The 26,658-nt window shown below is 59.8% G+C and carries 24 protein-coding genes; 6 read left to right on the forward strand and 18 right to left on the reverse strand.

The window, feature by feature from the left end:
• Positions 1 to 11: 11 nt before the first annotated feature.
• On the reverse strand, positions 12 to 935 hold the full coding sequence (truB, locus tag ACIOU9_RS06855; RefSeq protein ID WP_105661834.1) for a tRNA pseudouridine(55) synthase TruB: 924 nt from the start codon (positions 933 to 935) through the stop codon (positions 12 to 14).
• Positions 936 to 1,214: 279 nt separating this feature from the next.
• Between truB and ACIOU9_RS06860 the strand changes: the two genes are divergently transcribed.
• The 4 genes from ACIOU9_RS06860 to ACIOU9_RS06875 all read left to right on the forward strand — a co-directional run bounded on the left by ACIOU9_RS06860 (position 1,215) and on the right by ACIOU9_RS06875 (position 5,155).
• The gene (locus ACIOU9_RS06860; RefSeq protein WP_105657286.1) at positions 1,215 to 1,877 is read left to right on the forward strand and encodes a fasciclin domain-containing protein; all 663 of its coding nucleotides are present in this window, start codon (positions 1,215 to 1,217) and stop codon (positions 1,875 to 1,877) included.
• Positions 1,878 to 2,048: 171 nt separating this feature from the next.
• Positions 2,049 to 2,630, forward strand: a complete 582-nt coding sequence (gene sigK / locus ACIOU9_RS06865; protein ID WP_402696372.1) for an ECF RNA polymerase sigma factor SigK — start codon at positions 2,049 to 2,051, stop codon at positions 2,628 to 2,630.
• Positions 2,630 to 3,472: an anti-sigma factor domain-containing protein gene (locus tag ACIOU9_RS06870; protein ID WP_105657284.1), complete on the forward strand. Its 843-nt coding sequence runs from the start codon at positions 2,630 to 2,632 to the stop codon at positions 3,470 to 3,472. Before sigK ends, ACIOU9_RS06870 begins: the two co-directional genes overlap by 1 nt.
• Before the next feature lie 198 nt (positions 3,473 to 3,670).
• Entirely contained in the window at positions 3,671 to 5,155 is a 1,485-nt protein-coding gene (locus ACIOU9_RS06875; RefSeq protein ID WP_105657310.1) for a molybdopterin-dependent oxidoreductase, read from the forward strand.
• A 115-nt stretch (positions 5,156 to 5,270) separates the two neighbouring features.
• On the opposite strand, the gene ACIOU9_RS06880 is transcribed toward ACIOU9_RS06875, so the two are convergent.
• The 6 genes from ACIOU9_RS06880 to rimP form a co-directional block, all read right to left on the reverse strand.
• Positions 5,271 to 5,717, reverse strand: coding sequence for a YdeI/OmpD-associated family protein (locus ACIOU9_RS06880; protein ID WP_105657283.1), 447 nt, complete (start codon positions 5,715 to 5,717; stop codon positions 5,271 to 5,273).
• Between the two features lie 188 nt (positions 5,718 to 5,905).
• Complete coding sequence (rbfA, locus tag ACIOU9_RS06885) at positions 5,906 to 6,340, reverse strand: 30S ribosome-binding factor RbfA (protein ID WP_105657282.1); 435 nt, start codon at positions 6,338 to 6,340, stop codon at positions 5,906 to 5,908.
• A 101-nt stretch (positions 6,341 to 6,441) separates the two neighbouring features.
• Positions 6,442 to 9,408, reverse strand: a complete 2,967-nt coding sequence (infB, locus tag ACIOU9_RS06890) for a translation initiation factor IF-2 (protein ID WP_105657281.1) — start codon at positions 9,406 to 9,408, stop codon at positions 6,442 to 6,444.
• A gap of 176 nt (positions 9,409 to 9,584) precedes the next feature.
• Positions 9,585 to 9,905, reverse strand: a complete 321-nt coding sequence (locus tag ACIOU9_RS06895; RefSeq protein WP_105657280.1) for a YlxR family protein — start codon at positions 9,903 to 9,905, stop codon at positions 9,585 to 9,587.
• Between the two features lie 141 nt (positions 9,906 to 10,046).
• Entirely contained in the window at positions 10,047 to 11,030 is a 984-nt protein-coding gene (nusA, locus tag ACIOU9_RS06900; RefSeq protein ID WP_105657279.1) for a transcription termination factor NusA, read from the reverse strand.
• Between the two features lie 2 nt (positions 11,031 to 11,032).
• Positions 11,033 to 11,599, reverse strand: a complete 567-nt coding sequence (gene rimP, locus ACIOU9_RS06905; protein WP_105657278.1) for a ribosome maturation factor RimP — start codon at positions 11,597 to 11,599, stop codon at positions 11,033 to 11,035.
• 175 nt (positions 11,600 to 11,774) lie between these two features.
• On the opposite strand from rimP, the gene ACIOU9_RS06910 reads away from it, so the two are divergent.
• Positions 11,775 to 12,848 (forward strand): hypothetical protein, encoded by a 1,074-nt coding sequence (locus ACIOU9_RS06910; protein ID WP_105657277.1) that lies wholly within the window; start codon positions 11,775 to 11,777, stop codon positions 12,846 to 12,848.
• A 554-nt stretch (positions 12,849 to 13,402) separates the two neighbouring features.
• Positions 13,403 to 13,744: a hypothetical protein gene (locus ACIOU9_RS06915; RefSeq protein WP_181148827.1), complete on the forward strand. Its 342-nt coding sequence runs from the start codon at positions 13,403 to 13,405 to the stop codon at positions 13,742 to 13,744.
• A 5-nt stretch (positions 13,745 to 13,749) separates the two neighbouring features.
• Here the strand turns inward: ACIOU9_RS06915 and ACIOU9_RS06920 are convergent, their stop codons facing one another.
• The 11 genes from ACIOU9_RS06920 to arfB form a co-directional block, all read right to left on the reverse strand.
• Positions 13,750 to 14,562, reverse strand: a complete 813-nt coding sequence (locus ACIOU9_RS06920) for a TSUP family transporter (RefSeq protein ID WP_181148826.1) — start codon at positions 14,560 to 14,562, stop codon at positions 13,750 to 13,752.
• 37 nt (positions 14,563 to 14,599) lie between these two features.
• Positions 14,600 to 16,387, reverse strand: a complete 1,788-nt coding sequence (locus ACIOU9_RS06925; RefSeq protein WP_105657275.1) for a proline--tRNA ligase — start codon at positions 16,385 to 16,387, stop codon at positions 14,600 to 14,602.
• Between the two features lie 605 nt (positions 16,388 to 16,992).
• Positions 16,993 to 18,783: an NAD(P)/FAD-dependent oxidoreductase gene (locus tag ACIOU9_RS06930; RefSeq protein ID WP_105657274.1), complete on the reverse strand. Its 1,791-nt coding sequence runs from the start codon at positions 18,781 to 18,783 to the stop codon at positions 16,993 to 16,995.
• A gap of 124 nt (positions 18,784 to 18,907) precedes the next feature.
• Positions 18,908 to 20,077: a helix-turn-helix domain-containing protein gene (locus ACIOU9_RS06935; protein WP_105657273.1), complete on the reverse strand. Its 1,170-nt coding sequence runs from the start codon at positions 20,075 to 20,077 to the stop codon at positions 18,908 to 18,910.
• A 112-nt stretch (positions 20,078 to 20,189) separates the two neighbouring features.
• Complete coding sequence (locus tag ACIOU9_RS06940) at positions 20,190 to 20,930, reverse strand: hypothetical protein (protein WP_105657272.1); 741 nt, start codon at positions 20,928 to 20,930, stop codon at positions 20,190 to 20,192.
• A 369-nt stretch (positions 20,931 to 21,299) separates the two neighbouring features.
• Entirely contained in the window at positions 21,300 to 22,040 is a 741-nt protein-coding gene (locus tag ACIOU9_RS06945) for a hypothetical protein (protein ID WP_146112256.1), read from the reverse strand.
• A 51-nt stretch (positions 22,041 to 22,091) separates the two neighbouring features.
• Positions 22,092 to 22,886 carry a hypothetical protein gene (locus ACIOU9_RS06950; RefSeq protein ID WP_146112255.1) on the reverse strand — a complete coding sequence of 265 codons (795 nt, stop codon included), beginning with the start codon at positions 22,884 to 22,886 and terminating at the stop codon, positions 22,092 to 22,094.
• 516 nt (positions 22,887 to 23,402) lie between these two features.
• Positions 23,403 to 24,299 (reverse strand): DUF4081 domain-containing GNAT family N-acetyltransferase, encoded by an 897-nt coding sequence (locus tag ACIOU9_RS06955; protein ID WP_286134155.1) that lies wholly within the window; start codon positions 24,297 to 24,299, stop codon positions 23,403 to 23,405.
• Positions 24,253 to 25,419, reverse strand: a complete 1,167-nt coding sequence (gene ispG / locus ACIOU9_RS06960) for a flavodoxin-dependent (E)-4-hydroxy-3-methylbut-2-enyl-diphosphate synthase (protein ID WP_105657267.1) — start codon at positions 25,417 to 25,419, stop codon at positions 24,253 to 24,255. The genes ACIOU9_RS06955 and ispG overlap by 47 nt, the downstream gene beginning before the upstream one ends.
• Positions 25,420 to 25,558: 139 nt before the next feature.
• On the reverse strand, positions 25,559 to 26,113 hold the full coding sequence (locus ACIOU9_RS06965; protein WP_105657266.1) for an NAD(P)H-dependent oxidoreductase: 555 nt from the start codon (positions 26,111 to 26,113) through the stop codon (positions 25,559 to 25,561).
• 121 nt (positions 26,114 to 26,234) lie between these two features.
• Positions 26,235 to 26,657 (reverse strand): alternative ribosome rescue aminoacyl-tRNA hydrolase ArfB, encoded by a 423-nt coding sequence (arfB, locus tag ACIOU9_RS06970; RefSeq protein WP_105657308.1) that lies wholly within the window; start codon positions 26,655 to 26,657, stop codon positions 26,235 to 26,237.
• Position 26,658 lies beyond the last annotated feature (1 nt).

Raw genomic sequence — 26,658 nt, forward strand, 5'->3', positions numbered from 1 at the left:
TCCTTTCGGGATTACTTAGCGGTGAAGACCAAGGCCGTACGCGCCTTGTCGCCCTTGTCTTCCAGCAGTGCGACCAGCACGCCATTGGGAGCGAAAGCCGCAACGGTCTGGCCTTCGGCAATGTCCATGCCCAGATGCGAGGCGGGGATGGTGCGGCCGAAAGACAATTCCACGGCTTCGTCGACGCTGACCGTGCGGTTCGGGAACAGCGCGGCAGCAGCCTTTTCGATTGGGAGAATCTCGAATTCCCCGGCCAGCTGCTCCAGGGTGCGGGTGAGCTCGATCTTGTATGGGCCCACCTCGGTACGGCGCAGCGCCGTCAGGTGCCCGCCAACGTTCAATGCTTCGCCCAGGTCGCGGGCCAACGCCCGGATGTAGGTTCCAGAAGAGCACGATACCGTGACGTCGACGTCGAGGATCTTGCCGCCGTTTTCGCGGCGCACCTCATGGATCTCGAACCGCGAAATGGTGACCGGGCGGGCCTTGAGTTCTACCTGTTCGCCAGCGCGCACGCGAGCGTAGGAACGCTTGCCATCGACCTTGATGGCCGAGACCGAGCTCGGAATCTGCTCGATGTCTCCGCGCAGCTGGGCGATCTCGCGCTCGATGTCTTCGTCGCTGACCGCTGCGGCGATGCGCTCGGAAATGATTTCGCCTTCGGCATCGTCCGTGACGGTGTTCTGCCCCAGCCGGATGGTGGCGGTGTAGGTCTTGTCGTGGCCGACGATGTAGGTCAGCAGCCGGGTTGCCTTGTTCACGCCGATAACCAGCACGCCGGTGGCCATGGGGTCCAGGGTGCCTGCGTGGCCGACTTTTCGAGTCCCTGCAAGTCTGCGGATGCGACCGACCACATCGTGGGAGGTCATTCCCTGCTCTTTGTCGACTAATACGAGGCCTGAGGCCTGCTCTTGCGTGTTCTGCCCGGCTTTACTCACGCCTTCCAGTATATGGCTTGTGCAGAGAATAAGGCTGTCGCTGGTTCCAAGCGTGGCAGATCCCACTTGCAGCCTATTTCCATGAGCCGGCAATGCTCCGGGACCGGGCCCGCCAGCCCGCGGATCCGGCAGCTTCACGGCCTGCCAGCAAGACGCAAAAAAATTTCCAAGAGAATCCAATCCGTCGGGCAACCTGCCCCGAATGCTTATTGACAACCTGATCCGCACGGACAGGAAAAGGACCGACGACATCAGTCGCGGCGAAGCAAGGAGAAAATCATGAAGCGCACATACAGCAAAGTCGCTGGAGCATTCGGGCTCATCGCAGTCGCCGCCATGGGACTGAGCGCCTGCTCGACCGGTTCGGAAACCATGGAATCGCCCACGGCGTCCGCCTCGGAAAGCAGCTCGCCCATGGCCAGCGAATCGGCAATGGATCCAGCAAGCAATCTTGTGGGCAAGGGTTGCGCGGCCTACGCCGAAGCAGTCCCGACCGGTGATGGCTCGGTAGCCGGAATGGCCCAGGATCCAGTGGCCGTCGCTGCCTCGAACAACCCGCTGCTGACCACCCTGACTTCTGCAGTCTCCGGTGAGCTGAATCCTGATGTCGATCTCGTCGATACCCTCAATGGCGGCGAATTCACCGTCTTCGCACCGGTTGACGACGCCTTCGCGGCAATCCCGAAGGATGACCTGTCCGCAGTTGCCAAGGATGCCGACACCCTGACCAGCATCCTGACCTACCACGTCGTTTCCGGCCAGATTGCACCAGATGATCTTCCCGGAACCCACGCAACGGTCCAGGGCGAAGAGGTGGAAGTCACCGGTAGCGGCGACGATCTGGAAGTCAACGGGGCTTCGGTCATCTGCGGCGGCGTGCAGACCGCCAACGCAACCGTGTACCTGGTGGACACCGTCCTGATGCCACCGGCAAAGAAGTAGTATCGCCAGAATCATCAAAGCCGCTGGCATGAAGGTGGTGCATGGAATACCTTCCAGGCATCACCTTCGCCGGTGCAACGGGAACCTGGTTCCCTTGGACGGATCTTTTCGCAAAACGCCACGCCACAGCAGATAGCCGCTTAGCCACAGATGCATGAGACCCTAGGATTCATGAGTTCCAATAGACTCGATGCCATGGAAGACGATTCCGTGAAAACGCCAGACGTCCTGCTGCAACAGGTCGCGCTGGGAGATGAATCTGCCTTCGAATCGCTCTATGATGCCATGGCTTCACGGGTCTTCGGACTCGTGCTGCGGGTGCTTCGCGATAATGCACAGAGCGAAGAAGTCACCCAGGAAGTGTTTGTCGAAGCGTGGCAACAGGCAAGGCGCTTTGATCCGGCGCGTGGCACGGCAGCATCATGGCTGCTGACTATTGCCCACCGCCGGGCCGTCGACCGGGTGCGAGCAAGCCAAGCGAGCCAAAACCGGGATTTGCGCGTTGGAATCAAGGAATTCCAGGACAGCTACGACGACGTGGAAGAGAATGCCATCTTGCACGACGAGACCATGCGCGTAGCCCAAGCCCTGCAGCGGCTCACCGCCCCGCAACGCGAGGCGATACACCTGGCCTACTTCGGCGGATACACCCACACGGAAGTCGCAGAGCTGCTGAAAATACCGGTGGGAACCGCGAAAACGCGAATACGCGATGGAATGGGCAAACTTCGAGAACTGATGGGAGCGGCGTAATGGACAAGCACGAGAACGAGCTGACCGACAGCTTCGCCCTGGATGCTCTGGAAGACAAGGAACGCGAAGCCCTCCAGCATGGGGGTCCCGACTCTGCCCAGGCACGCCGGGAACTGGATGCCCTGCAGGAAACTGCTGGACTGCTCGGCTTGTCAGCGCAACCGGTCAATCCTCCGGCCCGGCTGAAGAACAACATCATGGCCGCTATCCGCACTACCGAGCAATTGGCACCTGTGCAGGAGACGGCCCTCGATCACGACGGCGCCCAGGCACAGGACCCAATAGCTCCTGCTGAACCAGCTGCTCCTGCTGAACGGGAAACCGAAACCGCTGCAACGCACCAGGCCCCGCAAGCTGGCGCAGAACGCGGCCCGCAGCGCTTCTTCGCCTTGGCCGCCGGCGTCCTGCTGCTCGCAGCGGTGGCTCTGGGCGGCTTGGCCATCAACCAGAATTCCCAGCAGCGCGAGCTGGAAAGCCAGATGGCCGCCATGGCCTCGCATCAAGAAGAGCTCAGCCGCATCCTGGCTGCCCCAGATGCCAAGTCGAAAACGCAGACACTGGACGACGGCGCGCGAATCACGCTGTCCTATTCTGCCGACGAAGGCCTGATGGCGGTGTCCACCTCGGGCATGCCAGCCTTGTCCAGCGACAAAGGCTACGAGCTGTGGCTGATCTCGGCAGAAGGGGCGGTTCCTGCGGGAATGCTCACCGGCGGTGATGCCAACGGCATGATCATGGTTTCGGATCCAATGAAGGGCATCACGCACTTCGGGATCACGGTCGAGCCGGCCACCGGCTCCCCTGCCCCGACAACAGACCCCATCATGGTTCAATCGCTGTGAGCGTGCGGAAGTTCTTGTAGCCTTTTCCAATCCGCAATGCTGCCCGTTCCGAAAACACTGTGAGAAGTTGTTCCCCTGCATTCTGCAGGGGAACATGGACCGCAACGCATGAGGTGAGTGGCAGTGGGCATTTGGCAGAAGCGCAGCAGCAGTAAACTCGTATTCCACGCGGTGGCTGGAATTTGCTCGGCCGCAATCATGTTTGCCGTGGCCCAATTCGCCTCGGCATTTTTCAACAATGCATCCTCGCCGTTTTTCGCGCTGGGTTCAGCCATTATCGACCTGACTCCCCCATGGCTCAAGGACTTCGCCATCGCGACCTTCGGGACCAATGACAAGTTGGCGTTATTCATTTCCATCGGTGCAGCCGCCGCAGTCCTGGCGGCGATGATCGGCCTGATCGCCAAGCGAAGTTTTGCGCTGGCCTGCACGGCCATCATCGGCTTGGCCGTACTGCTCTCCAGTGCCGTGGCCGCTCGTGCTTCCACCAGCCTGCTGGATATCATCCCGACGGTACTGGGCGCGATCGCCGGTATCGGGCTTCTGCAGTGGCTGACCCGGCTGGCTGTGGCCGCGGCCCCAAGGCAGGACGAGGGCGCCAACGCGACGGGTCCAAGCCGCAGGAAGTTCTTGATAGGCGCAGCCCTGTCCCTGGCCGCCGCGGCCGTCTCCACCGGTGTTTCCACCTCGCTGTCGGCATCGCGGAATATGGCCGCCGCCGCACGCAAGGCCTTGCGCCTGCCTGCGGCCCGGACCAAGGCGGAACCCCTGCCCGAAGGTGTGCAGGTAGAAGTAGCGGACATGCCCCGCTTCGTGACTCCCAACCAGGATTTCTACCGCATCGATACCGCGCTTTCGGTGCCGCAGATCGACCCGAACCAGTGGTCGCTGCGCGTGCACGGCATGGTGGAGAAGGAATTCACCGTGAACTTCGACGAGCTGCTGGGCGAAGAACTCGTGGAAACCTATCTGACGCTCACTTGCGTGTCGAATCCCGTCGGCGGCGATCTGGTAGGCAACGCGAAATGGCTGGGCTACCCGCTGCGTAAGCTGCTGGAGCGCGCGGTTCCGCAGGCCGGCGCGGATATGGTGCTTTCGACTTCGCATGACGGTTTCAGCGCCTCCACCCCGCTCCAAGCGCTCACCGACGACCGGATGGCTTTGCTGGCCATCGGCATGAACGGCGAGCCGCTGCCTTTCGAGCATGGTTTCCCGGTGCGCATGGTGGTGCCAGGTCTCTACGGCTACGTGTCGGCCACCAAATGGGTGGTCGATTTGGAAGTGACGCGGTTCCAGGACAAGGCGGCCTACTGGACTACTCGCGGCTGGTCCGAACGCGGTCCAATCAAGATGTCTTCCCGCATCGATACCCCTCGCCCGTTCGCCCAGGTGCCTGCCGGAGAAGTCGTCTTGGGCGGAACTGCATGGGCGCAGACCCGGGGCATTTCGCGTGTGCAGGTGCAGATCGATGACGGACCGTGGGCAGATGCCCAACTGGCGACCGAAGCCTCGTTGGATACCTGGCGTCAGTGGCGCTTCGTATGGAAGGACGCAGCACCCGGAACGCACTCGGCAACCGTCCGCGCCTATGATGCACAGGGCAAGCTGCAGACCAGCGAGAAAGCCAACCCGGTGCCCAATGGCGCCAGCGGCTGGCAGCGCCTGCAATTCACCGTGCAGTAGCTCCGGGGGCACCGGTGGGTTGTTCGCACTGCTGCCGACTGCGACCGGGGCTGGCTGGCCTGATGGGCGCCGCCTTTGGCTTAGCTCCTGGCTCAGCGGGCATGGCCCCGGCAGGCTAGTGGCTGCGCAGCGTCTTGATGGCCTTCTCGACCCGGCGCGTCCTGGTGTCCTCGCCGCGGGCAGCCACGATGGGGTCCACGTGGCCGCGCTGCTTGCTGTAGGACAGCTTGTTCCAGGCGTCCAGCAGCTCTGGCTCGGCGGAGAGCAGCACGGCCAGCGGTTCGGGGATTTCGACGGTGCGCGGTTCCTCGTCCAGTTCGAGTTTCACGCTGATTTCATCGCCCGCACCCTTGCCCGTGGCAGCACGGGTCTCGGAGCTGAAGGAAATGAGGAACTGCCCGTGCATGGAGGAAATGCTGTTCCGGTACGTGTAGTCCCCGTCAATGCACACGATGACCGGCACGCGCTTGCCGCGGCCGAATCCGAGCACGATGCCATCGGGAACCACGATGCCCACGTTGTTCCCGCCGGTTGCGCTCAATGTTGTGGTGAATTCTGGCATGTGCTGCACCTTTGGTCGGATCCGGCGGTTTCTGATCACGCTATCCCACCATCTTCCCGGCGACCAGCCTTCGGCGGGGATTCGCGCTTCGCTGTGAGGGTAATCGAGGCCAACGCATAACGCCCCGGCCAGCACGCAATGCGTGCTGGCCGGGGCGTTGCTCCAGTCAGGATGAAGCCCAGAAACCCTTAGGCTTCTTCGGCGTCCTCGTCCTTCTTGTACGGGTCCTGGTCTCCGGCGAAGTCCTTGCCTTCGCGCAGAGCTGCAACCTCGGCGTCCTTCTCGCGGGCCTTGGCCAGCAATTCCTCCAGATGCGAGGCACCCTCGGGGATTTCGTCGGCGACGAATGCCAGCGTCGGGGTCAGGCGGATGGTCAGATTGCGGCCCAATTCCTTGCGCAGGGCACCGCCACGCTTTTCCAGCATGGTAGCGATGTCCTTCTTCATCTCGTCATCGCCAAAGACGGTGTAGTACACCGTAGCGTGCTGCAGGTCGTTGGTGACGCGAGCGTCGGTCACGGTGACGTTGTCAATGCGCTCGTCCTTGATGACGTTGCGCAGCGACTGGGCCATGAGGACCTGTACGCGCTTAGCCAGGCGTGCGGCGCGGGCTGAATCAGCCATGGTTTTCTCCTAATGGTTCAAAACTCGTGGGCGCTTGACCAAAGCTTATCGGTCAAACGCCCACGAATCAGTGAGTCACACTGCTAATTGCTTGTCGGCAATTAGTCGCGTGGCTTTTCGCGCATCTCGAAGGTCTCGATGATGTCGCCTTCCTTGATGTCGTTGAACGACCCCAGGCCGATACCGCATTCGAAGCCCTCGCGGACCTCGGTGACATCGTCCTTTTCGCGGCGCAGCGAATCGATGTTCAGGTTGTCGCCCACGACGTTGCCGTCGCGTACCAGGCGAGCCTTGGTGTTGCGCTTGATGGTGCCCGAGCGGATGATCGAACCGGCAATGTTGCCGAACTTCGAGGAGCGGAAGACCATGCGGATCTCGGCGGTGCCGAGGGCCACTTCTTCGAACTCCGGCTTGAGCATGCCCTTGAGCGCATTCTCGATGTCGTCGATAGCGGAGTAGATGACCGAGTAGAAGCGCATGTCGACGCCCTCCTTGTCGGCCAGTTCTGCCACGCGCTCGGCTGGGCGGACGTTGAAGCCAATGATGATGGCGTTGTCCACGGTTGCCAAGTTGACGTCGTTTTGGGTGATCGCACCGACACCGCGGTGGATCACGCGCAGCTGCACATCGTCGCCGACCTCGATCTTCATCAGCGAGTCTTCCAGTGCTTCAACAGCACCGGAAGCGTCACCCTTGAGGATCAGGTTCAGGGTATCGATCTTGCCATCGGCAACAGCCTTGTCGAAGTCTTCCAAGGTGATGCGCTTGCGGCGCTTGGCCAGCATTGCGTTGCGCTCTGCGGTTTCGCGCTTGTCAGCGATCTGGCGGGCGGTGCGCTCGTCTTCGGTGATCAGGAAGCCGTCGCCAGCACGCGGGACCGAGGACATGCCCAGGACCTGTACCGGACGCGATGGCAGTGCCACGTCGAGGTTTTCGCCGTTCTCGTTGAACATTGCACGCACGCGGCCGTGGGCGGTGCCCACCACCATGGTGTCGCCAACGCAGAGGGTACCGGACTGGACCAGGACGGTAACAACCGAACCGCGGCCCTTATCCAGGTTCGCTTCAATGGCCACGCCACGAGCGGACTTGTCCGGGTTGGCCTTGAGCTCAAGCACGTCCGAGGTCAGCAGGACAGCGTCCAGCAGCTCGTCGATGCCCTGCTTCTGCAGTGCCGAAACCTTCACGAACATGGTGTCGCCACCGTATTCTTCTGGAACCAAACCGTATTCGGTCAGCTGGCCCATGACCTTGTCAGGGTTGGCGCCTTCCTTATCGATCTTGTTCACAGCGACGATGATCGGCACGCCGGCAGCCTGTGCGTGGTTCAGTGCTTCCACGGTCTGCGGCATGACGCCGTCATCCGCGGCGACAACCAGCACGGCCACGTCAGTGACCTCGGCACCACGGGCACGCATGGCGGTGAACGCCTCGTGGCCCGGGGTATCGATGAAGGTCATTGCGCGATCGCGGCCCTCATGGATGTGGTTGATCTGGTACGCACCGATGTGCTGGGTGATGCCGCCATGCTCGCCCTCGATAACGTTCGACTTGCGGATAGCATCCAGCAGTCGGGTCTTACCGTGGTCGACGTGGCCCATGATGGTGATGACTGGGGCGCGCTCTTCAAGCACGTCTTCGCCTTCAGCCTCAAGTTCGGCATCCAGGTCCAGGCCGAAGCCTTCGAGCAGTTCCTTGTCTTCGTCCTCAGGGGAGACGACAAGCACCTTGTAGCCCAGCTCTTCGCCGAGTACCTCGAAGGTTGCCTCATCCAGCGACTGGGTGGCGGTAGCCATTTCACCGAGGTGGAACAGTACGGTTACCAGTGCTGCTGGGTTCGCGCCAATCTTGTCGGCGAAGTCGGTGATCGACGCGCCGCGGCGCAGACGGATCTCGGTGTCGCCGTTGCCGCGTGGAACATTCACGCCGCCCAATGACGGAGCACTCATCTGCTCCAATTCCTGGCGCTTTGCGCGCTTGGACTTGCGCTGCTTGCCGCGACCGGCGCCTCCCTTGCCGAAAGCACCGCCAACGCCACCGCGACCGCGTGGTGCACCTGGGCGGAAGCCGCCACCGGTACCGCTGCCGCCACCGCTGCCGCCACCTGGGCGACCGCGGCCGCCGGCACCTGCACCTGGACGTCCGCCGCCTGCTGGCGCTGGACGATCGGTGCGGTTAGGCATCATGCGCGGGGTTGCAGTGGTACCTGCGCCAGCACCTGGGCGTGGACCGCCGGCACCTGCTGGGCGTGGGCCACCTGCGCCGGCTGGGCGTGGAGCGCCCTGGCCTGCTGGGCGTGGACCGCCGGCACCTGCTGGACGTGGACCGCGCTGGCCGTCACGTGCCGGACGTGGACCGCCCTGGCCGTCACGAGCCGGACGTGGACCGCCGACACCTGCTGGGCGTGGACCGCGCTGGCCGTCGCGTGGTGGGCGAGGACCGCCCTGGCCGCCTTCGCCGCGCATACCCTGCTGCGAGGAGAACGGGTTGTTGCCTGGGCGTGGACCGCCCGGACGAGGTGCGCCTGGACGTGGGGCACGACCGCCTTCGCGGTTGCCGCCACCACGGCGTTCGCCGGACTCAGCGCCGCGCATACCCTGCTGGGAAGAGAACGGGCTGTTGCCTGGGCGTGGAGCGCCTGGCTTCGGAGCTGGCTTGGCACCTGGCTTCGGTGCCGGGGCTGCACCTGGCAATGGAGCGCCAGGGGTTGCCTTCGCGACCGGAGCTGCAGGCGCCGCAGGTGCGGCTGGGGCTGCAGGAGCCGGAGCTGCCGCAGCTGGCTTAACGCCTGGCTTCGGGGCCGAGGCACCTGGGGTAGCAGCCGGCTTGGAAGCCGACTTCGGTGCTCCAGGGGTCGCTGGCTTGGCGGCGGCTGGCTTGGCAGCAGCTGCTGGCTTAGCGGCACCGTTGGAACCTGGGAATGCGTCGCGCAGCTTGCGCGCTACTGGCGGTTCAACGGTCGAGGATGCCGAGCGAACGAATTCGCCCATGTCCTGCAACTTGGTTAGTGCTTCTTTTGAAGTGATTCCGAGCTCTTTAGCGAGCTCGTGAACGCGGGGTTTAGCCACATCTCTCCTGTGTCGATGTGATCTGCTCAAACCCCGGTATCAAAAGATAAATCTTTAGATCAGCGGTCTGGCAGATCAGCTGTGTAATTCGTGAAATTCTTCCGTCGCACGGTGGATCACGCAGAACTGATTGTTCATCGTTGTGCGCTCAGCATTGCCGACTCATCGGGTTGCCATCAGATTTCTGACCCGCTTTCATCATGTTTGCCAGATAGCTGGTTGCTTGCCAGCTGATCTTCGTATGCAGTGAATTCCTGCAGCACCTGCGAATCGTCTACCGCAGACCTGAAGGCCCGCGCGAACGCCCGGCGCTGCACCGCTTGCTGCACACACTTTTCGGTCCCGTGGGTCCAAGTGCCCCGCCCGGAAGCGGAACCCTGTTGATCCAAACTCACCGCATGCAGCGGTGTACCGTCTTTCAGGACCCAACGGAGCAGCTCATTTTTACTGGTTACGGTTCGACAGCCAATGCACGTGCGTTGCTGATGCAGCTTCATGCGAGCGCCGTCGCCACCTTCCCTAGTTATTACGAGCCATCTACTAGTCTAGCGCGTTTGGACGCCATAGCACGCATGAGTTGTGGCTCACACGCAGCTAGGCTTCCAACACGCTGAACTGGAATTATTTCCCGCAGCTGCTTAGAGCTGCGGTTCCTTGCCGCCCGAGGCAGCCAGGATGTCAATGCGCCAGCCGGTCAACTTGGCAGCAAGGCGAGCGTTCTGGCCTTCCTTGCCGATTGCCAGCGAGAGCTGGGAGTCGGGAACAACCACGCGAGCACGGCGTTCGGCTTCGTCCAGGATCTCTACCGAGACGACCTTCGATGGAGACAGGGCCGCGGCGATGAACTTCGCTGGATCCTCGTTGTAGTCAACGATGTCGATCTTCTCGTCGTTCAGTTCGTTCATCACGGCGCGCACGCGGGTTCCCATTTCACCGATGCAAGCGCCCTTGGCGTTGACACCGGCCTTGGTTGCGCGCACAGCAATCTTGGTACGGTGGCCAGCTTCACGAGCCAGTGCCTCGACCGTGACGGTGCCGTCAGCGATTTCTGGAACTTCCATTTCGAACAGCAGGCGAACCAGGTTCGGGTGGGAACGGGACAGGGTAACGGCTGGGCCCTTGTTGCCGCGCTCAGCGGAAACAACGTAGGCGCGCAGGCGGTTTCCGTGCTGGTACTTCTCGCCTGGGGACTGCTCAACTGGTGGCAGCAGCGCTTCCAGATCACCGATCTTGACCTGCACCATATGCGAGGAGTAGCCCTGCTGGATGACGCCGGAGATCAGGGTGCCAACGCGGGCTGCGAACTCGCCGACAACCTGCTCATCTTCAGCTTCACGCAGGCGCTGCATGATTACCTGGCGGGCGGTGGAGGCGGCGATGCGGCCGAAACCGTGCGGGGTGTCGTCGAATTCGCCCAGCAGCACGCCGGCGTTGTCGCGGTCCTCTACCAGGATCGCCACATGGCCGTTGCTGCGCTCAATGTGCGCGCGGGCGCCAGGCATGGCGCCTTCGGTCTTGTTGTAAGCCAGCAGCAGTGCCGACTCGATGGTCGGAATCAAAACATCCATTGGGATGTCGCGGTCTTTTTCCAGGATGCGCAGCGCATTCAGATCGATATCCACGCTTAGCCCTCCAAATCTTCAGTATCGGCAGTGTCAAATAGTGCGTCATCGAAGTTCAGCTCTGGATCGACAACAGCTTTACGGATATTTTCGAAGGCATAGGCCGCAGGATCGAGCACCTTGACCTTCATGCCCTTCTTGGCCGGCTCGCGGTGCTCAGCAATCAACACGTCGCCGTCGTTGACCTCAAGCAGGCGCCCGCGAAGCTTCGTGCCGTCGGCCAGCGAAATCTTGACCATGCGGTTGAGGGCGCGGATCCAGTGGCGCTGGGCAGTCAATGGGCGGGAGAGTCCTGGGGAACTGACTTCGAGTTCGTAAGGAGCCGACGATGCGTAGACGGCGTCCTTGTCCAGAGCGTTGGAGATGGTGGTGGTAACTTCACCAAGTTCATCGAGAGTCAGCGTTTCGTGACCGTCGGCCTTGTCGACGATGATCTGCACGATCATCTGCTTGCCGGAGGGACGCAAGGCGACTTCCTCCAGGAGAAGCCCGTGGGATTCTACTTCCTTGGAGAGCAATGCAGTCAGACGCTGCGCTTCCTGTTCGGTATCGGCCGGCATTCCGGTCATGGATATCCTCCCACGCTATTCGATGTTGTCCGTTAAGCCTATATTGCGTTCCGCTCATTGAGAACATCTAAACGGGCACAGGTGAAGGAACTCACGCCCATTTTCTATCCATCGTGGCGCTCGACACCGCTATTGCCCTCTTTACCTGCATTGATCATGGCATGATCGAAACGCTATGACTGAAAAATCGCCCCATTCCGCCCGTCGCACCGACAGGCAAGTACGCCGCGCTCCAGGCTGGATTGCTCCGGTACTGGCTGGTGCAGTTGCCCTTGCCGTGACGTGGGGCATTGGCAGCACCATCTTCCGAGGCGCCCTGGTGGAGCGGGGCCTGCCCGAACAGGTCAATGAGGCCAGCGCCGATGCCCGCATGACGTGGGAATACGGAGCAAAGCTGGCAGACCTGGCATCTCAGGCCCAAGCCTTGGCCCAGCTGGCACCCGAGGATAACGCTTCGAGGCTATCCGCATTGGCGACTTCCTTGTCGCAGGGGTCAGCGGTGCTCGGTGAATTGCGCTTCGACGACCAAGAGCCTGCGGCATTGCCGCAAAGCTTCTCCCCCGACGCGCTGGTTGCGCTTGCCACGAATGTCGCCGACGCATCGTCAGCGATGCCTGCCTTCGCAGAACCGTCGCTGTCCAGGGATTCGAAGCTGGCCCAGATTGCTTTCCAGATCAATCTGGACGCCCGCAGCGCTGTTGCATCTTTGGGAGAAGAGCGTGATTTGGACTTGGCCTTGCCACTGAGTGCAGTCTCGGGTGAAGAAGAGCAGAAAGACCAGCCAGTAGCCTGCCTGCCTAAGGAGGAGCTGCTGGACCCCGCGAAGGAAATCACCGAAGCGCAGAACATCGAACCAACGGCCGTCGCCCGGGCCCTGGACCGCGGCTATGCACTAGATTTCGTTCTGCAGCTCACGGCTGCACGTGGTGCCGACAGCGCCAAGGAAGCCGTCGAAGCTCGACGCAGCGAGCTGGGACGCCAGCTTCGCGGCCTGCGTGCGACCGTTGACGAACAGTGCACAGACCTGCGTGAACCCGCCTATGCGCTACCCGAAGGCGGCCTCGAAGACCTGGCTGCCCTATCCGCGGAAGCCGAAGGGGATTTTGCTGATGCATTGGTCGTAGCAGCGGGCGTTAGCGATGGTGCAGCCGGCGCAAAAATTTCCGCCGTCGCTTTCCAGACTCTCAATGGCCAGCAGGGATCGAATGAGGAATACCGCATCCTTGAGACTGGCGAAGTCGGGAAATAGTTTTGGATTCAGCTAGAATTTAGCCGTATTTCACGTTTCGTTGAATTATCACGAAATAATCACGACTGCTAATTGCCCTGAGTCGAAATAGAGCACGGTTCGGGTAGAGCCAAAACAGCGCGAGGCGCACTAAAATTCACGGATGATCCGTAATTTCCATCCGCACTATAAGATATAACCCGCATATGGCATGCGGGTTTTACGCGGTATTACCCGAAACCAATTTATCAACGACCACCATTTCCTCCGCCATGGAGTGATTTCAAAGATATATGAATCTCGTTCCTATTCACTGGCTCTCGATATTCGCGCCGAAAGGGGCTATCGTGAATATCAAGTGCTTGAGATACGGAATTTGGCTCCCATAACACGGAGCGGGATTCTCCGCTTTCTTCCACTTATTGGGGAACTAACAACTTGTGGCTAGGTCGTCAATTGGAGGTTGGGTAATGTCAGGTCGATTCATGCGTTCGAAGACAGCAGAACTGGTCAGCGAAGTGATCGGTTCAAGGCAAGGTCGGGCGCAACTCAGTTCACATGGTTGGGTCCAAGGCATGCCTATTGTCATTGCGCAACCTGAGGAAACAGTCAACGACGTCATGTCGCTCGTGGCCGCGCATCAGCCACCAGCGCTGATCGCTACTCTCGATCCGGCGAACAACGATTTGTGGTTCCTGTATGTATCCATCGGTTGCACAGCGTTGCAGGTTGTAGATCCGCTGGAAAGCCACACTACGGTTTCCCAACTCTACAAAACTGCAATGGGTTCCAGCTTCTTGACTTTCAGGATCGCGCAAATGGCGACCAGTTCCATGGTCCATGCCATTGAACCCCAGCATGTCCAGCACTACGCCGGATACCCGCCAATCGACACATCAGCGGCTAGCGGCCGCTAAAGCTATCACTTGCCGGCGAGGATCAGGTCCGAGCCGAGTTTGATAATCAGTGCCGAAACGACGATCACGAAAACAATGCGAATAAAGGCGCTGCCCTTTGAGATCGCCATGCGCGCCCCGAGATAACCGCCAAGCATATTCATCACGCCCATGGCCAGGCCTAATGCGACTAGGACGTGCCCCGTGGGGATGAAGAGCAGCAGAGCACCTGCGTTGGTGCAAAGGTTAACGATCTTCGCCTTGGCGGAGGACTGCAAGAAGTTGTAGCCCAGCACTGTCACCATGGCGATGATCAAGAACGATCCAGTCCCGGGACCGATCATCCCGTCGTAGCCGCCAATCAGCAGCCCAATCAGGATGGCTCGAAGATAATGCCCATGCCCGGCGTAGCGCAGGCGCGACAGCTCCCCGGCTTTGGGCTTCAGGATCGTGAACAGCAGCACCGCAATGAGCGCTGCGATAATGATGGGCTGAATGGCTCCAGAGGGAAGAATTGTGGCCAGCGCAGCTCCGCCGAAGGCACCGAGCATGGCAGTCAATGCCATCGGAATAGCGGTCTTCAAATCCGGGCTGGTGCGCCGGTAGTACGTCACCGCGCTGGTAGCCGTTCCGAAGATTGAGCCCAGCTTATTCGTGGCCAGCGCCTGCACCGGCGTGATGCCGGGGAAAAGAAGCAGCGCGGGCAATTGAATCAGGCCGCCACCGCCAACTACCGCGTCAATCCATCCAGCGCCCAAAGCTGCAAGAAGCAGCAACACCAGGGGCCAGAAGGAGACGGGTTCACCGTTGACGGACAGCAATTCCAAGAACTCTTGCACCGCGCTACTCCCCTATTCAGTTATTGGCTACAGCCTTTTAGGCGCTCAGCTCAGCGACAACGTCCTCGACCTTGACATCGCGGCGTTCGCCGGTGGCACGATCCTTGACCTCAACTACGCCCTCAGCAAGTCCACGGCCCACAACAACGATGGTTGGAATGCCGATCAGTTCTGCATCCGAGAACTTCACGCCCGCGGACACCTTTGGACGGTCATCCAAGATAACTTCCAAACCGGCCGATTCAAGTTCTGAGGCCAACTTCTCAGCAGCCTCAAGCAGTTCTGGGCCCTTGCCGGTAACGACCATGTGGACGTCGGCTGGAGCAACCTGCTTTGGCCATGCCAGACCGTTTTCGTCATGGTAAGCCTCGGCCAGTGCTGCTACCGCACGGGTGACGCCAATGCCGTAGGAGCCCATGGTGACAACCTTCAGCTTGCCGTTCTGGTCCAGGACCCGCAGATCCAGAGCCTCAGCGTACTTGCGGCCAAGCTGGAAGATATGACCCATTTCGATACCGCGTTCGGTGCGCAATGGGCCCGAGCCGTCCGGTGCCGGGTCGCCCTCTAGCACGTTGACCGACTCGATGGTGCCGTCAAAGCCGAAGTCGCGCTCGGCCACCAAGCCGAAAACGTGCTTGCCCTTTTCGTTGGCGCCGGTGATCCACGAGGTACCGGATACTACGCGAGGATCAACCAGGTAGGTGATGCCGCTGGTGCCTTCGGTACCCAGAACGGCCTGATCCAGGCCGTTGCCTGGGCCGATGTAGCCGGCAATCAATTCCGGGTGCTTGGCCAAGTCTTCACCGCTAGCGGCTTCAACCTGGACCTCGCCGATGATGCCCAGCGGGGCACCTACGGTAGCTTCGACACGCTTCAGGTCCACCTGGCGGTCGCCTGGAACACCGATGACTACCAACTGGCGGTTGCCTTCTGGATCGGTCAACGCCAGGACAACGTTTTTCAGGGTGTCCTTGGCTTCCCAAGCACCGGACTCGCGTGGGCGCAGCTCGTTGGCCGCGGCAACCAGCGTCTCGATGGTCGGGGTATCCGGGGTATCGACAACTTCGAACGCAGGTGCGTTGGCGTAATCGATGGACGCTGGCACTACGGTGGTGACAGCTTCCACGTTGGCTGCGTAACCGCCGGCCGAACGGACGAAGGTATCCTCGCCAATAGCTGTTGGATGCAGGAATTCCTCGGACTTGGAGCCGCCCATGGCACCAGCCTGCGCGAAGACCGGAATAACTTCCAGTCCCAGGCGCTCGAAGATCTTCAGGTAGGCGCCGCGGTGAGCCATGTAGGCTTCGTCCAGGCCTTCATCATCGATGTTGAAGGAGTACGAATCCTTCATGATGAATTCGCGGCCACGCAGCAGGCCCGCGCGTGGACGTGCTTCGTCGCGGTACTTGTTCTGGATCTGGTACAGGTAGACCGGAAGATCCTTGTACGAGTTGTACAGATCCTTCACCAGCAGCGTGAACATTTCCTCATGGGTCGGCGCCAAGAGGTAGTCTGCATCTTTGCGGTCCTTGAGACGGAACAGGCCTTCGCCGTATTCGGTCCAACGGCCGGTCTGTTCGTAAGGTTCACGTGGCAGCAGCGCTGGGAAGTGGACTTCCTGGCCGCCGATAGCGTTCATTTCCTCGCGAACAATAGCTTCAACGCGCGCAAGGACCTTCAAACCCAACGGCAACCAGGTGTAGATGCCCGGGGCCGCACGACGGATGTAACCGGCGCGTACCAACAACTTGTGGCTGGCGACTTCGGCGTCAACCGGATCTTCACGCAAGGTGCGCAAGAAGGTAGTGGAAAGCTTCAAAACCACTCGGGGTGTCCTTTTCCGTCCGTCGACTTCAGAAATATTTTCGGATGCCGACTAGCTATGCAAAATCAAATGGGTTTTGGCCGCAAAATTGGCCTTAATCAATGCTACAGCTTTCGGCCACTTCCCAATAAATTCAAGGGCTTGCGCGGAATCGTGTTGCGTGCCCGGGGCCGGATGCGGGCCTCTGGATAGATGGTGGGCGCTGCAGGGTTCTGTTTCGTTGAGTCGCTGCCAGCAAAGGACATCCCAGTCGGGTGCCAGTTCCCCGCCGATTTGTACTTGCCAGCACCCATGGCGAGGCTTACGCGGAAGCATGGCGCAGCTGGGTCGGCTGCGGCGCGCAGGCCGGTGCACCGGCGTTGTTGCGGCATCCGCGGTCTGCGCCGATTCATAAACTGCGCAGGTGCCAGGAGCGTGGGAATCATGGTTCATCCGGCTTTCCGTTCAATTCGTTGTGCGATTTCCAGGCCGTTGCAGTTCAACGAAACGTCCGGATGAGGCTCGAAAACCGCCACGTGGCAGACGCGCGGGTGACCCGGAGGAAGCGCCATACAGCGCTTGCTCCGGGACCGGGAAACCGATTCACGGGCAGGGAAACGGTTTTATCAGGATTGATGATAGGTTTCGGCGAGCGCATACACCGGAGTTCCGATGCCCTCGTACCGTGCCTTGAGCTGCAAGCCCAGATACTTCGAATAATGCCTGGACTGGTGCAGGTTGCCTCCGTGGAACCAGAGGTTCTTGACCTTGGTGGGCTTCCACATATTGCGCAGTTCCCCCTGCCATGGACCCGGATCCTTAGCGGTCCCCGACCCCAGGCCCCAGCATTTTCCGACTTCATCCGCGACTTCCTGGGAGATGAGCTTCGCCGCCCATCCGTTCATCGAGCCGTAACCGGTGGCGTAGACCACCGCGTCCGCCGGCAGTCGAGTGCCATCGGCCAGCACCACCGATTCTTCGGTCAAGTGCGATACCTCGCCATGGGCCAAAGCAATCGATCCGTCGGCCACCAGCTCGCTGGCACCGATGTTGATGTAGTACCCCGAGCCGCGGCGCAGGTACTTGAGGAACAGCCCTGAACCGTCGTCGCCGAAGTCCAGCTCGAATCCCGCATCCGCCAGCGACTTGTAGAAGTGCGCGTCTTCCTGCTGGATTTTCTCGAAGACCGGCTTATGGAATTCCGGGAGGACTTTGTACGGGATGGAGGCGAAGATCAGGTCTGCCTTGTTGTGGTCTATGCCGGCAGCGAGGGCTTCTTCCGAGTACAGTCCGCCCAGCACATGCTTCATCAGCGATTCGGAGCGCACGATATGCGTGCTGGAACGTTGGACCATAGTCGGCTTGGCCCCGTTTTGCACCAGATCCGCGCAGATATCGTGTGCGGAGTTGTTGGCGCCGATAACCACGACGTTCTTGCCCGCGTACCGTTCGCCGCCTGGATGCTTGGAGGAATGGTTCTGCTCGCCTTTGAAGATCTCGGCTCCCGGGTACTGGGGAATGTTCGGAATACCGGACATGCCGGTGGCCAGCACCAGCTGGGTGGGACGCAGGGTCAATGGTACTCCGTCGCGTTCTACCTCGACGATCCACCCCTCTCCTTCCGGATCCTGCCGGGCGCTGGTCGCTTCAGTCAGTGACCAATAGTCCAGCTCCATGAGCTTGGTGTAGCTTTCCAGCCAATCCCCCATCTTGTCCTTGGGCGTGAACACCGGCCAGTGGTCGGGGAAATCAATGTAGGGCATATGGTCATACCAGACCGGATCGTGCAGCGCCAAGGAATGGTAGCGCGAACGCCATTGGTCACCGGGACGCGGATGCCTATCGATGACCAGGGCAGGAACACCCATGCGCTTGAGCCGAGCGGCCAAGCCTATGCCGCCTTGGCCGCCGCCGACAATCAGCGTGTAGGGCTGGTCGGTGATCCCCAGGGACTGCTGCTGCGCGGTGCGTCGATCAAGCCAGTTTTCCTTGCTCATCGCTACGCCGTGCTCGGCGCCCAGTTCGCGGCGCGGACCAGCAGGTTCGGGGAATTTGCGCAGGCCCTGCGCGGTGCTCAGCAGGGTCCAGGCCTTCCCATCGCGCAAGCGGAGTAATCCAAGCCCGTTGAATGCGTCGTTCTCGAACGTGTACCAGGCTTCAATGACGCCGTCAGCCTCTTGTGCGCTGGTGACTTCGATGTTCCGCGGCCACGCGCCTCGTTCAACGCCAAGCAGCATCTTCTCGATCCCGTCACGGCCCTCGCTGGTGTGAAGGTTCCATGTCATCGAGGCCAGATCCCGCCAGTAGCACTCCTCCGAAAATAGCTGCACAGCTGCTGGCGCGTCACCCGCTTCCAACGCTATCTGCAAGGAATGGAACCAGCTCCGGGCTTGCAACAAGCAATCATTGTCAGTCATTTGCGTCTCATCTCTTCATCGGGATTCAATGGATGGCCATTCGGGCCCTCCGCGACTAATGAAAGAATATGATCTGCGTCACAAAAGAAAAGCGTTGCAATAGGTTGCAGCTGCTCCGGGATTGCTAGTGGCTGCTCACCGGGACCACGATCCGGTAGGGACGTGAGGCGATCAGGCCACGCAGCTTGGAACGCAAGCGGGATATTTCGGCACGGATGGTGACGTTCGGCGTATCCGCAGGCCACAGGCTCGCCAACTGCCCTGAGCTCACTCCGTGAGGGTTCGCAGCCAGCAGCTCAAGGATCTGCCAATGCTTCGCGCTCAAGTTGATGCGCGTCGCCCCACCGGGCGAATGGACAATAGCCTGCAGTGAAGCTCCTGCGTACAGCTGGAGGCTCGCCTGGCCTTCTGCCCTTTGCAGCAGCCAGCCTCCCGGTGTCCGCCGCGCATCTATTGATCCCAGCCCGGAAATCCAGTTCCGCCCTTCTTCCATGGACATCGGCAAATTGAGCTTGGATCCAACACTGTAGCCTTGGGCGGCGGCTATGGAGCCTTGCACGTCAACTAGGACGTACTCGCCTTCGGGCAGTTGGGTGGAAAGCTGGAGCGTCTGCATTTTCAAGGCATGCTCGGTTTGCAGAAATAATTCTGCTTCTCGGGCCACGGATGAGACCAGAGCCAAGGAGTGCGGATGCGCCGTGCGGAACGAGCCTGCCAGCGTGATCGTGCCAATCAGCGCCGAGGCGGCAGGATTCATGACCGGCGCCGATGTGCAGACCCAGTTGTGCTGTTCTTCCCGGGCATGCTCCGGGCCGAAAATCTGCACCGGGGCACGCTCGGCCATTGCCGCGCCGATCCCATTAGTGCCCACGTCGCTTTCGCGCCAGCGTGCACCGGCGACAAATCCGATGCCGTCACTTCGGCGGCGTACTGCAGAGGGCCCGAGCACCCAGAGCACGAATCCTTGCTCGTCGGAGATGACCAGCTGGTTTCCCGCCTGGGTGGCCAAGGAGAGCAAACGCTCCTTGAAGAGCTCGACCAGTCCGTTGAGTTCTTCGTTGGCCTGCCTGCGCTCGCGTATTTCAGAAGTATCCAAGGGAACGATATCTGTTCCAAGCTTGCCGGCCCTGGACCATGAACGAGCCACCACTGGCCGCACCACTTCAGGGATGCACGCACCTTCGGCCCAGAGCTGATGCAGGGACTTCAAGCTTCGGGCTTTGCGCGTCGGATCCTCGCCCGCAGTCAAGGCAGCCTCGATGGATTTGCGTGGCGCACCGTGTTCCAGGGTCATCCATTGAGAATGCCATGACTCGCGCATCATTGGGAAGCATTTGCCGCGCAAAGAAGTGAAGACTCTTCTGATTCCCTTGGAACCAGAAGAGCCTTCAACGGCTGAAGGAGGCCTACTTGGCCGTGGCCTTAACCTCTTCAACTGCCTTGTTCAGTTCCTCAACGAGTGCTTTCACAGCCTCGCCATCAGCTTGTTCGCCAGTTTGGGTGCGGGAAACGGCCACAACATTTTCACCGACTACGCCCTGAATCTGGTAAGAACCGCCTGGGACCTCTTCGCCATTCATGGTCATGGCAGTGTGGGTTACGATGGTCTTGTCCGCATCGGATTCAGCATCCAGGATCTTGGCCGAGGCAGAAACTTTCTGGCCCGCAACACTCATCGAGAAGTCCTCGCAGCCCTGCAGGTCCTTGGCATCTACCATGTCCTTGATTGCATCCAGCTTGGCAGTATCCTCGTAGCCAGCGACGGAGTAGCTGTTGCTCTCGCCTGTTTCGCCAACGACGATCGCTGCGGCCATGTTGACGCCGTCCAGGTCCTGGGTCCCCTGCTGCGAGACGAACTCGGCGCACTTCGCAGGTTCGATCTCCATCTGATCGATCAGGCCCTTGGCGCTTTCCAATGAGCCGCTAAGTGCATCGCTATCCAGAACCTGCACATTCGGTCCGTCTCCACCCAAGGTTTTGGCAACTGCAGCGGCTTGCTCAGCAGTCAGCGCTGGCACCCCCGCGCTTTCCTGCTCCTGAGGGGCCTCCGAAGAGCCAGCAGCGCCCTCGGTCCCTGAATTCGAGCTGCAACCGGTCAAGGCAAGGGCAACTGCTACAGGCAGCACCCAGAGTGAACGCTTCTTCATGGTGATTTCCTCACGTTGGTGATGATAAGCCATCCACAGTATTTCACAATGTGTTGGAAATAAAAGGACTATGAGAGAGTGTTGCAGCGAATGGAATAGAGTCCAAAGTTCACTTGAATGGTCAAGGGTTGGTCGCTTGCCACCCGTTGCCAGGAAAAGCACCAGTCAAAGAGAAATCGGCAGGCACCGCACAGAAACAAGGTCCCAGCAGTTGATTTCTCGTTCATCTGCCAAGCGGGCCAATATGACTCGGAGGTACGCTGCTTCGAGGAAAAGGCATGTTGGCTGCTAAACCACGAGCTCTGCACTCCTCGGTGCAAGGCCAACTGATGTTGGAGAGTCCATAAAACGGATACCCCGCCCGTTCGGCTACTGAGCCGCCTCGATTTCGGCGAACGCCCGATCTGCCAGCTCCACTGCCTGTGCGGCCAGTTCAGCTGGTTGCTGCGAACCGGTCTGCAGGGTAACCAGCACGAAATTGCCATCTTGCAGAGCCTGCACAACGACCGAGGTCAGTAGCTGTCCGCCACCCGCATCCATCTGGGTGGACATGGTCAACGATTGATCCGCTTCGACGTCCAGCGGCAGGATCTGGCGTTGAGTTTCGATTTCCTCGCCGCCCAGCTCAACAGTGGCCTTTTCACATCCCTCCAGATCATCCAGCGTCAATGCCTCCGATACGTTCTTGCGGGTGGCCTCGTCGGTCAACGAGAAGACCTGCACGACTTTGCCGACGGATTCGGAGGAACTGGTCGCCGTTGCGGATACCGATGCCGTCAAGTCGGTAACTGAATACTTGGCATTCATCTCGGCACACTTTTCCGGCTTGATTCCGCTGGGAGTTTCAGCGTTCTTGGCAACTTCCAGTTGCTTCTGCATCTGCTCATTGCCAACTATCTGGACTGCGTTGTCGCCTTCCAAAAGCTTGGAAGCAATGGACTCTGCCTGCTCCGCACTGAGCACATCACCCGAGGCAGAAGTCTTCTTGCTTTCCGCCGGGGCCGTCGAAACAGCCGTTTCCGCTGGTTCTGTCGCGGAATTCGAAGAACATCCAGCCAGCATCATGGTCGTGGCCAATGGCAATGCCCAGAGGGCTAAACGCTTAGTCATCTATTGCTTTCCGTAATTGCCACCGGAAGACCGATGGCGTCTTGAAATGAACTACTGGGTAAGTCGGTTCATGAGTTCTTGGAGGATCCCGGATGCTTCTTCAACTTCGTTCGCGGTGTTCGCGGCAGAAGTGGAACGCTGAATGCCGAGCAGGACGTTCGAATTAGCGGAGCGAATGATGAGCTGCTGTTTGGTGGACGACCCATCACTGCTGGTAATTACATACCCGTCGGCCAATCCTGCAGCAGAATCAATAGGCTGCTTTGCAATGTGGTAAGCGCGAGTCTCATTGCCTAATTTGACTGTGTAACGCGAGCAATCAGCATTGGCCTCAGTTTTGGCAACCCATTGCGCTTGCAAAACTTCAGGGTCTTTGTAGATTGCAACAGTTAGGTAGCTGTCCTCGAATTCGATGGCGCCCATCGTGGCGCTCTGCAATTGATCTGCGACCGGCTCAGCAAAGGTAACTCCGCATTTACTGGGATTCACTTGGGCGTTCTCTATCCACTCCTGTGCTTGCGGAATGCTCTTGCGTAGCTGTTTGTCGTTGATGACTTGGGAGTTTTCTTCGTCTTTGGCGAAATCCTCAAGCAGATTTTCCAGCTGTCCGTCGTCGAGCTGGACTGGGGCGACCGTCGAGGCACCGGTTTCGACTTCTGGCGAACTGCATCCACTAATGAGGAGTACTGCTGCGCACATAGCAGCACCCAAATACGCTTTAGTACCAATGGCTTGAACCACAAATTTTCCCATCACCATCACTTTTACACTTTCGAGTCTAGAAGACTGATGATCATTCGATGGGCATTGTTGCTCCCGCGTTGAGCGGAAGAAGAAATAGCCCAAGTTGCATAGCACCTGGGTCCCGTTTCCCTTGCCGGGTCATTAAGCGAATGGATTGCTCTCCATTAGCCGGAGAAATGGATGTTTGCCGCAGCTAAGCGAAAGTCCTCAAAGGATGCTAAACAGGTTTCCCGCCACTCGAGCTTCGCCAGCGATACAAAGGAAAAGCAGGTAATGGGGACTCATAGCGGCTAAGTGGGTCGCGGCGATAAGCTCAACTTCCGGCAACAGTCGTTCATGCGACTTTATTTGTCGATGCTCGGGCTTCATTGGCCGCGCAGCTGGAGCACTGACTGCCGCGAATACCGAATGGCCCGTTATAGCGCCGTATTAGTCATGAGAACGTTGCACAACTGACGATGAACCGGGATCCGCAATCAACTTCGTTTTCGCCTTCACCTGCGGGATTCTTTGCAGCCAGCCAGATCCGCGGTAAGGCGGAATTGTTTCTGGCGAAGTAGCTGCAGGTGGCTCAAGAGCAGAACCGGTTGATTTCCACGTTGCCCGTGCCACTGCTGTTCAGAACAGGATCGTTGCGAAGGTGCCGACCTGTTCAAAGCCGATGCGCTGATAAGTCTTGATTGCAGCGGTGTTGTAGTCGTTGACGTACAGGCTCACTACAGGAGCGAACTGCATCGCGTAGTCCACCGTGGAGGCCATGTAGCCGGCAGCCAAGCCTTGGCCGCGATACATCGGGTTCACCCAAACACCTTGGATTTGCACTACTTCGTCGGTGACGGTGCCTAAATCAGCCTTGAAAATCACGTTGCCGCGCTGGTCGCAGTCCATGAGCGTGTGCCCCTCACGAATTAACTGGCGTACACGGTTGCGGTAGAAGCTTCCCCCGTTTTCCAACGGCGAATATCCAAGTTCTTCTTCGAACATGGCAGCGCTGGCAGGCAGGACTAGGTCGAATTCCTGAACCTGAGCCGGCCGAATCCGGTTGCGGCGAATTCCCTCCGGGATTTGGGTGATGGCCATTAATGGCTGATTTTCCCGGACATCAAAAATTTCTTGCGGACCACCCCGCAAGACGTCATGCATGGCCAGAACTGTTTCTGCCGGTCCGAATACCGAGGCGAATCGCTGTCGGGAATCGATGGCATGCATGGCGTACTTCTGGGCATCGGACTCCGGCATGGCGGTGGGCGCCATATTAGCGCCCACCCAGCATGCCGATTCAAGACCTTCGCTGCCGTCCAAGCCAACGATGTGCGCAAACCCGTCTGGGACTGCTGACCGGTGGATGCTCACCTGCGAACGGGTGAATATATTGGCGACGGGGTCGCGATCGAGCAGCTCAATGAGGGCTGTCGTATCACGACGGCCCAAGATGCGCGGCTCTCCCTCGACGCTCCGGCGGCTAGTTCTAGCTGACGGAGACCATGGGAGAACCCGAGGAAGGATTCTCGTCATTGTCCAGTCCCATTTCTGCTGCCAAACGGTTGGCTTCTTCAATCAAAGTCTCAACAATTTGATCTTCCGGGACGGTCTTGATGACTTCGCCCTTAACGAAGATCTGCCCCTTGCCATTGCCGGAGGCAACGCCGAGGTCAGCGTCGCGGGCTTCGCCCGGTCCGTTGACAACGCAGCCCATTACTGCCACGCGCAATGGAGCCTTCATGCCTTCGAGCCCAGCGGTAACCTGCTCGGCCAAGGTGTAGACATCCACCTGGGCACGACCGCAGGACGGGCAAGAAACGATGTCCAGCTTGCGGGGGCGCAGGTTCAACGATTCCAGAATCTGGTTGCCGACCTTCACCTCTTCTACCGGTGGAGCGGACAGCGATACGCGAATGGTGTCGCCAATGCCCTTGGAGAGCAGTGCACCGAAAGCGGTGGCGGACTTGATGGTGCCCTGGAATGCTGGACCGGCTTCGGTCACGCCCAGGTGCAGTGGCCAGTCCCCGCGTTCGGCCAGCATCTCGTAGGCACGGACCATGATCACAGGGTCGTTGTGCTTTACCGAGATCTTGAAGTCATGGAATCCATGCTCTTCAAATAGGGAAGCTTCCCAAACAGCTGATTCAACCAGCGCTTCAGGGGTGGCCTTGCCGTACTTCTGCAGCAAGCGGCGATCCAGCGAGCCAGCATTGACGCCGATGCGAATGGAGGTGCCGTGGTCCTTGGCGGCCTGCGCGATTTCCTTGACCTGGTCATCGAACTGGCGGATATTGCCGGGGTTCACGCGCACCGCGCCACAGCCTGCTTCGATGGCAGCGTAGACGTACTTTGGCTGGAAGTGGATATCGGCGATCACCGGGATCTGCGACTTCATCGCAATGATCTTCAGCGCTTCCGCATCCTTATCCGTTGGGCAGGCCACACGCACGATGTCGCAACCGGCAGCGGTCAGCTCGGCAATCTGCTGCAAGGTGGCGTTGATGTCGTGGGTCTTGGTGGTAGTCATCGACTGAACCGAAATCGGCGAGTCGGAGCCGACACCTACGGATCCAACCTGGAACTGGCGAGTCTTGCGACGTGGTGCGAGTACCGGCGGTGGGCCTGCCGGCATGCCTAGGCTGACCGAAGTCAATGGACGCCTCCGAATAGATTGTGGGTATTTCTCTAGTCCAAGTATGTCACCGTATCGCGGTGAGCGGGTACTCATGCGAGAAAGGCCACGGTTACCGTGGCCTTTCTTGCACTATTGAGCTTCCGGGGATCGTGAAAACCTAGTTGGCTTCGGCGATTTCCTTGATGCTGCTCAGCACGCCAGAGACCTGCTCGACAACTTCAGCGTCATCCTTCGGGTGCAGTTCAGCGAAGCGTACTACCGAGTTAGGGATAGCCAGCTTGACGTTTTCCAGCACGTTGGCGCCGGCGATGTTCAGTGCCTTGCGCGCTTCGTCCTGCGCCCAGACGCCACCGTACTGTCCGAAAGCGGTGCCAACGACCACGGTTGGCATGTCCTTGAGTGCACCGGCACCGAAGGGGCGGGACAGCCAGTCAATGGCGTTCTTCAGGACAGCTGGCATGGTGCCGTTGTACTCAGGAGTGACCAGCATCAGCGCATCGGCGTCACCGGCTGCGTCGCGCAGGGCCTGGGCGGCGGCAGGAACGCCACCTTCCACGTCGTGGTCCTCGTTGTAGAAAGGAATGTTCTCCAAGCCGCTGAACACGGAAACTTCCATGCCTTCAGGTGCGTTGTGCGAAGTGGCTTCGGCCAGCTGCTGGTTGGTCGAACCGTTGCGCAGGGAACCGACGAGGGTGAGGACCTTGGTGGTCATAGGGTGTTCTCCTAAAGGCAAAATAATAGAAAGCTGACGCTTCACCTACTTTCAACCGTTTCCCCACCCCAACCATTCCGTGCAGCAAAGTGACATGAAGCACAGTAGTCGATCGCTGGGATCAGTCCATCCCTGGTTTGCGGCGAAGTTGCTTGGTGGCTGAGCGAGTAGCTTTGGCACTCAGCCTGCGCCGGTGAGAACCGCGGGTAGGTTTCGTTGCCCTGCGTGCCGGTGCATCCGGCGCCAGCGCTTTTTCCACGATGCGCCCCAACTTCTCTTGGGCGAGCTGGCGGTTGCGCCATTGCGATCGTTCTTCGGAAGCAGTCACGACGATGGCCCCGGCCACCAAGCGAGGTCCGAGCTTCGCCAGCAAGCGCTGACGCTGCCAGTCGGACAAGGCCCGCGAAGCGCCAATTACCCAGGTGAGTTCCACCCGTGAGTCCGAGGTATTCACATGCTGCCCGCCGGGGCCCGAGGAACGGGAGAAATGCCAGTTCAGCTCGGTTGCAGGGATCGCCAGCGTTGACGTGATCTGCACATCCATG

This window comes from Glutamicibacter sp. NPDC087583 (assembly GCF_044743685.1).
In the GTDB taxonomy this organism is placed as follows: domain Bacteria; phylum Actinomycetota; class Actinomycetes; order Actinomycetales; family Micrococcaceae; genus Glutamicibacter.

Excerpts from the sequence above, each read along its gene's own strand:
- ACIOU9_RS06860 (WP_105657286.1), top strand. The coding sequence starts at position 1,215 with ATGAAGCGCACATACAGCAAAGTCGCTGGAGCATTCGGGCTCATCGCA.
- sigK (WP_402696372.1), top strand. The coding sequence starts at position 2,049 with ATGAGTTCCAATAGACTCGATGCCATGGAAGACGATTCCGTGAAAACG.
- ACIOU9_RS06870 (WP_105657284.1), top strand. The coding sequence starts at position 2,630 with ATGGACAAGCACGAGAACGAGCTGACCGACAGCTTCGCCCTGGATGCT.
- ACIOU9_RS06875 (WP_105657310.1), top strand. The coding sequence starts at position 3,671 with ATGTTTGCCGTGGCCCAATTCGCCTCGGCATTTTTCAACAATGCATCC.
- ACIOU9_RS06880 (WP_105657283.1), bottom strand. The coding sequence starts at position 5,717 with ATGCCAGAATTCACCACAACATTGAGCGCAACCGGCGGGAACAACGTG.
- rbfA (WP_105657282.1), bottom strand. The coding sequence starts at position 6,340 with ATGGCTGATTCAGCCCGCGCCGCACGCCTGGCTAAGCGCGTACAGGTC.
- ACIOU9_RS06895 (WP_105657280.1), bottom strand. The coding sequence starts at position 9,905 with ATGAAGCTGCATCAGCAACGCACGTGCATTGGCTGTCGAACCGTAACC.
- rimP (WP_105657278.1), bottom strand. The coding sequence starts at position 11,599 with ATGACCGGAATGCCGGCCGATACCGAACAGGAAGCGCAGCGTCTGACT.
- ACIOU9_RS06910 (WP_105657277.1), top strand. The coding sequence starts at position 11,775 with ATGACTGAAAAATCGCCCCATTCCGCCCGTCGCACCGACAGGCAAGTA.
- ACIOU9_RS06915 (WP_181148827.1), top strand. The coding sequence starts at position 13,403 with ATGCCTATTGTCATTGCGCAACCTGAGGAAACAGTCAACGACGTCATG.
- ACIOU9_RS06930 (WP_105657274.1), bottom strand. The coding sequence starts at position 18,783 with ATGACTGACAATGATTGCTTGTTGCAAGCCCGGAGCTGGTTCCATTCC.
- ACIOU9_RS06935 (WP_105657273.1), bottom strand. The coding sequence starts at position 20,077 with ATGACCCTGGAACACGGTGCGCCACGCAAATCCATCGAGGCTGCCTTG.
- ACIOU9_RS06940 (WP_105657272.1), bottom strand. The coding sequence starts at position 20,930 with ATGAAGAAGCGTTCACTCTGGGTGCTGCCTGTAGCAGTTGCCCTTGCC.
- ACIOU9_RS06945 (WP_146112256.1), bottom strand. The coding sequence starts at position 22,040 with ATGACTAAGCGTTTAGCCCTCTGGGCATTGCCATTGGCCACGACCATG.
- ACIOU9_RS06955 (WP_286134155.1), bottom strand. The coding sequence starts at position 24,299 with ATGACGAGAATCCTTCCTCGGGTTCTCCCATGGTCTCCGTCAGCTAGA.
- ACIOU9_RS06965 (WP_105657266.1), bottom strand. The coding sequence starts at position 26,113 with ATGACCACCAAGGTCCTCACCCTCGTCGGTTCCCTGCGCAACGGTTCG.
- arfB (WP_105657308.1), bottom strand. The coding sequence starts at position 26,657 with ATGGATGTGCAGATCACGTCAACGCTGGCGATCCCTGCAACCGAGCTG.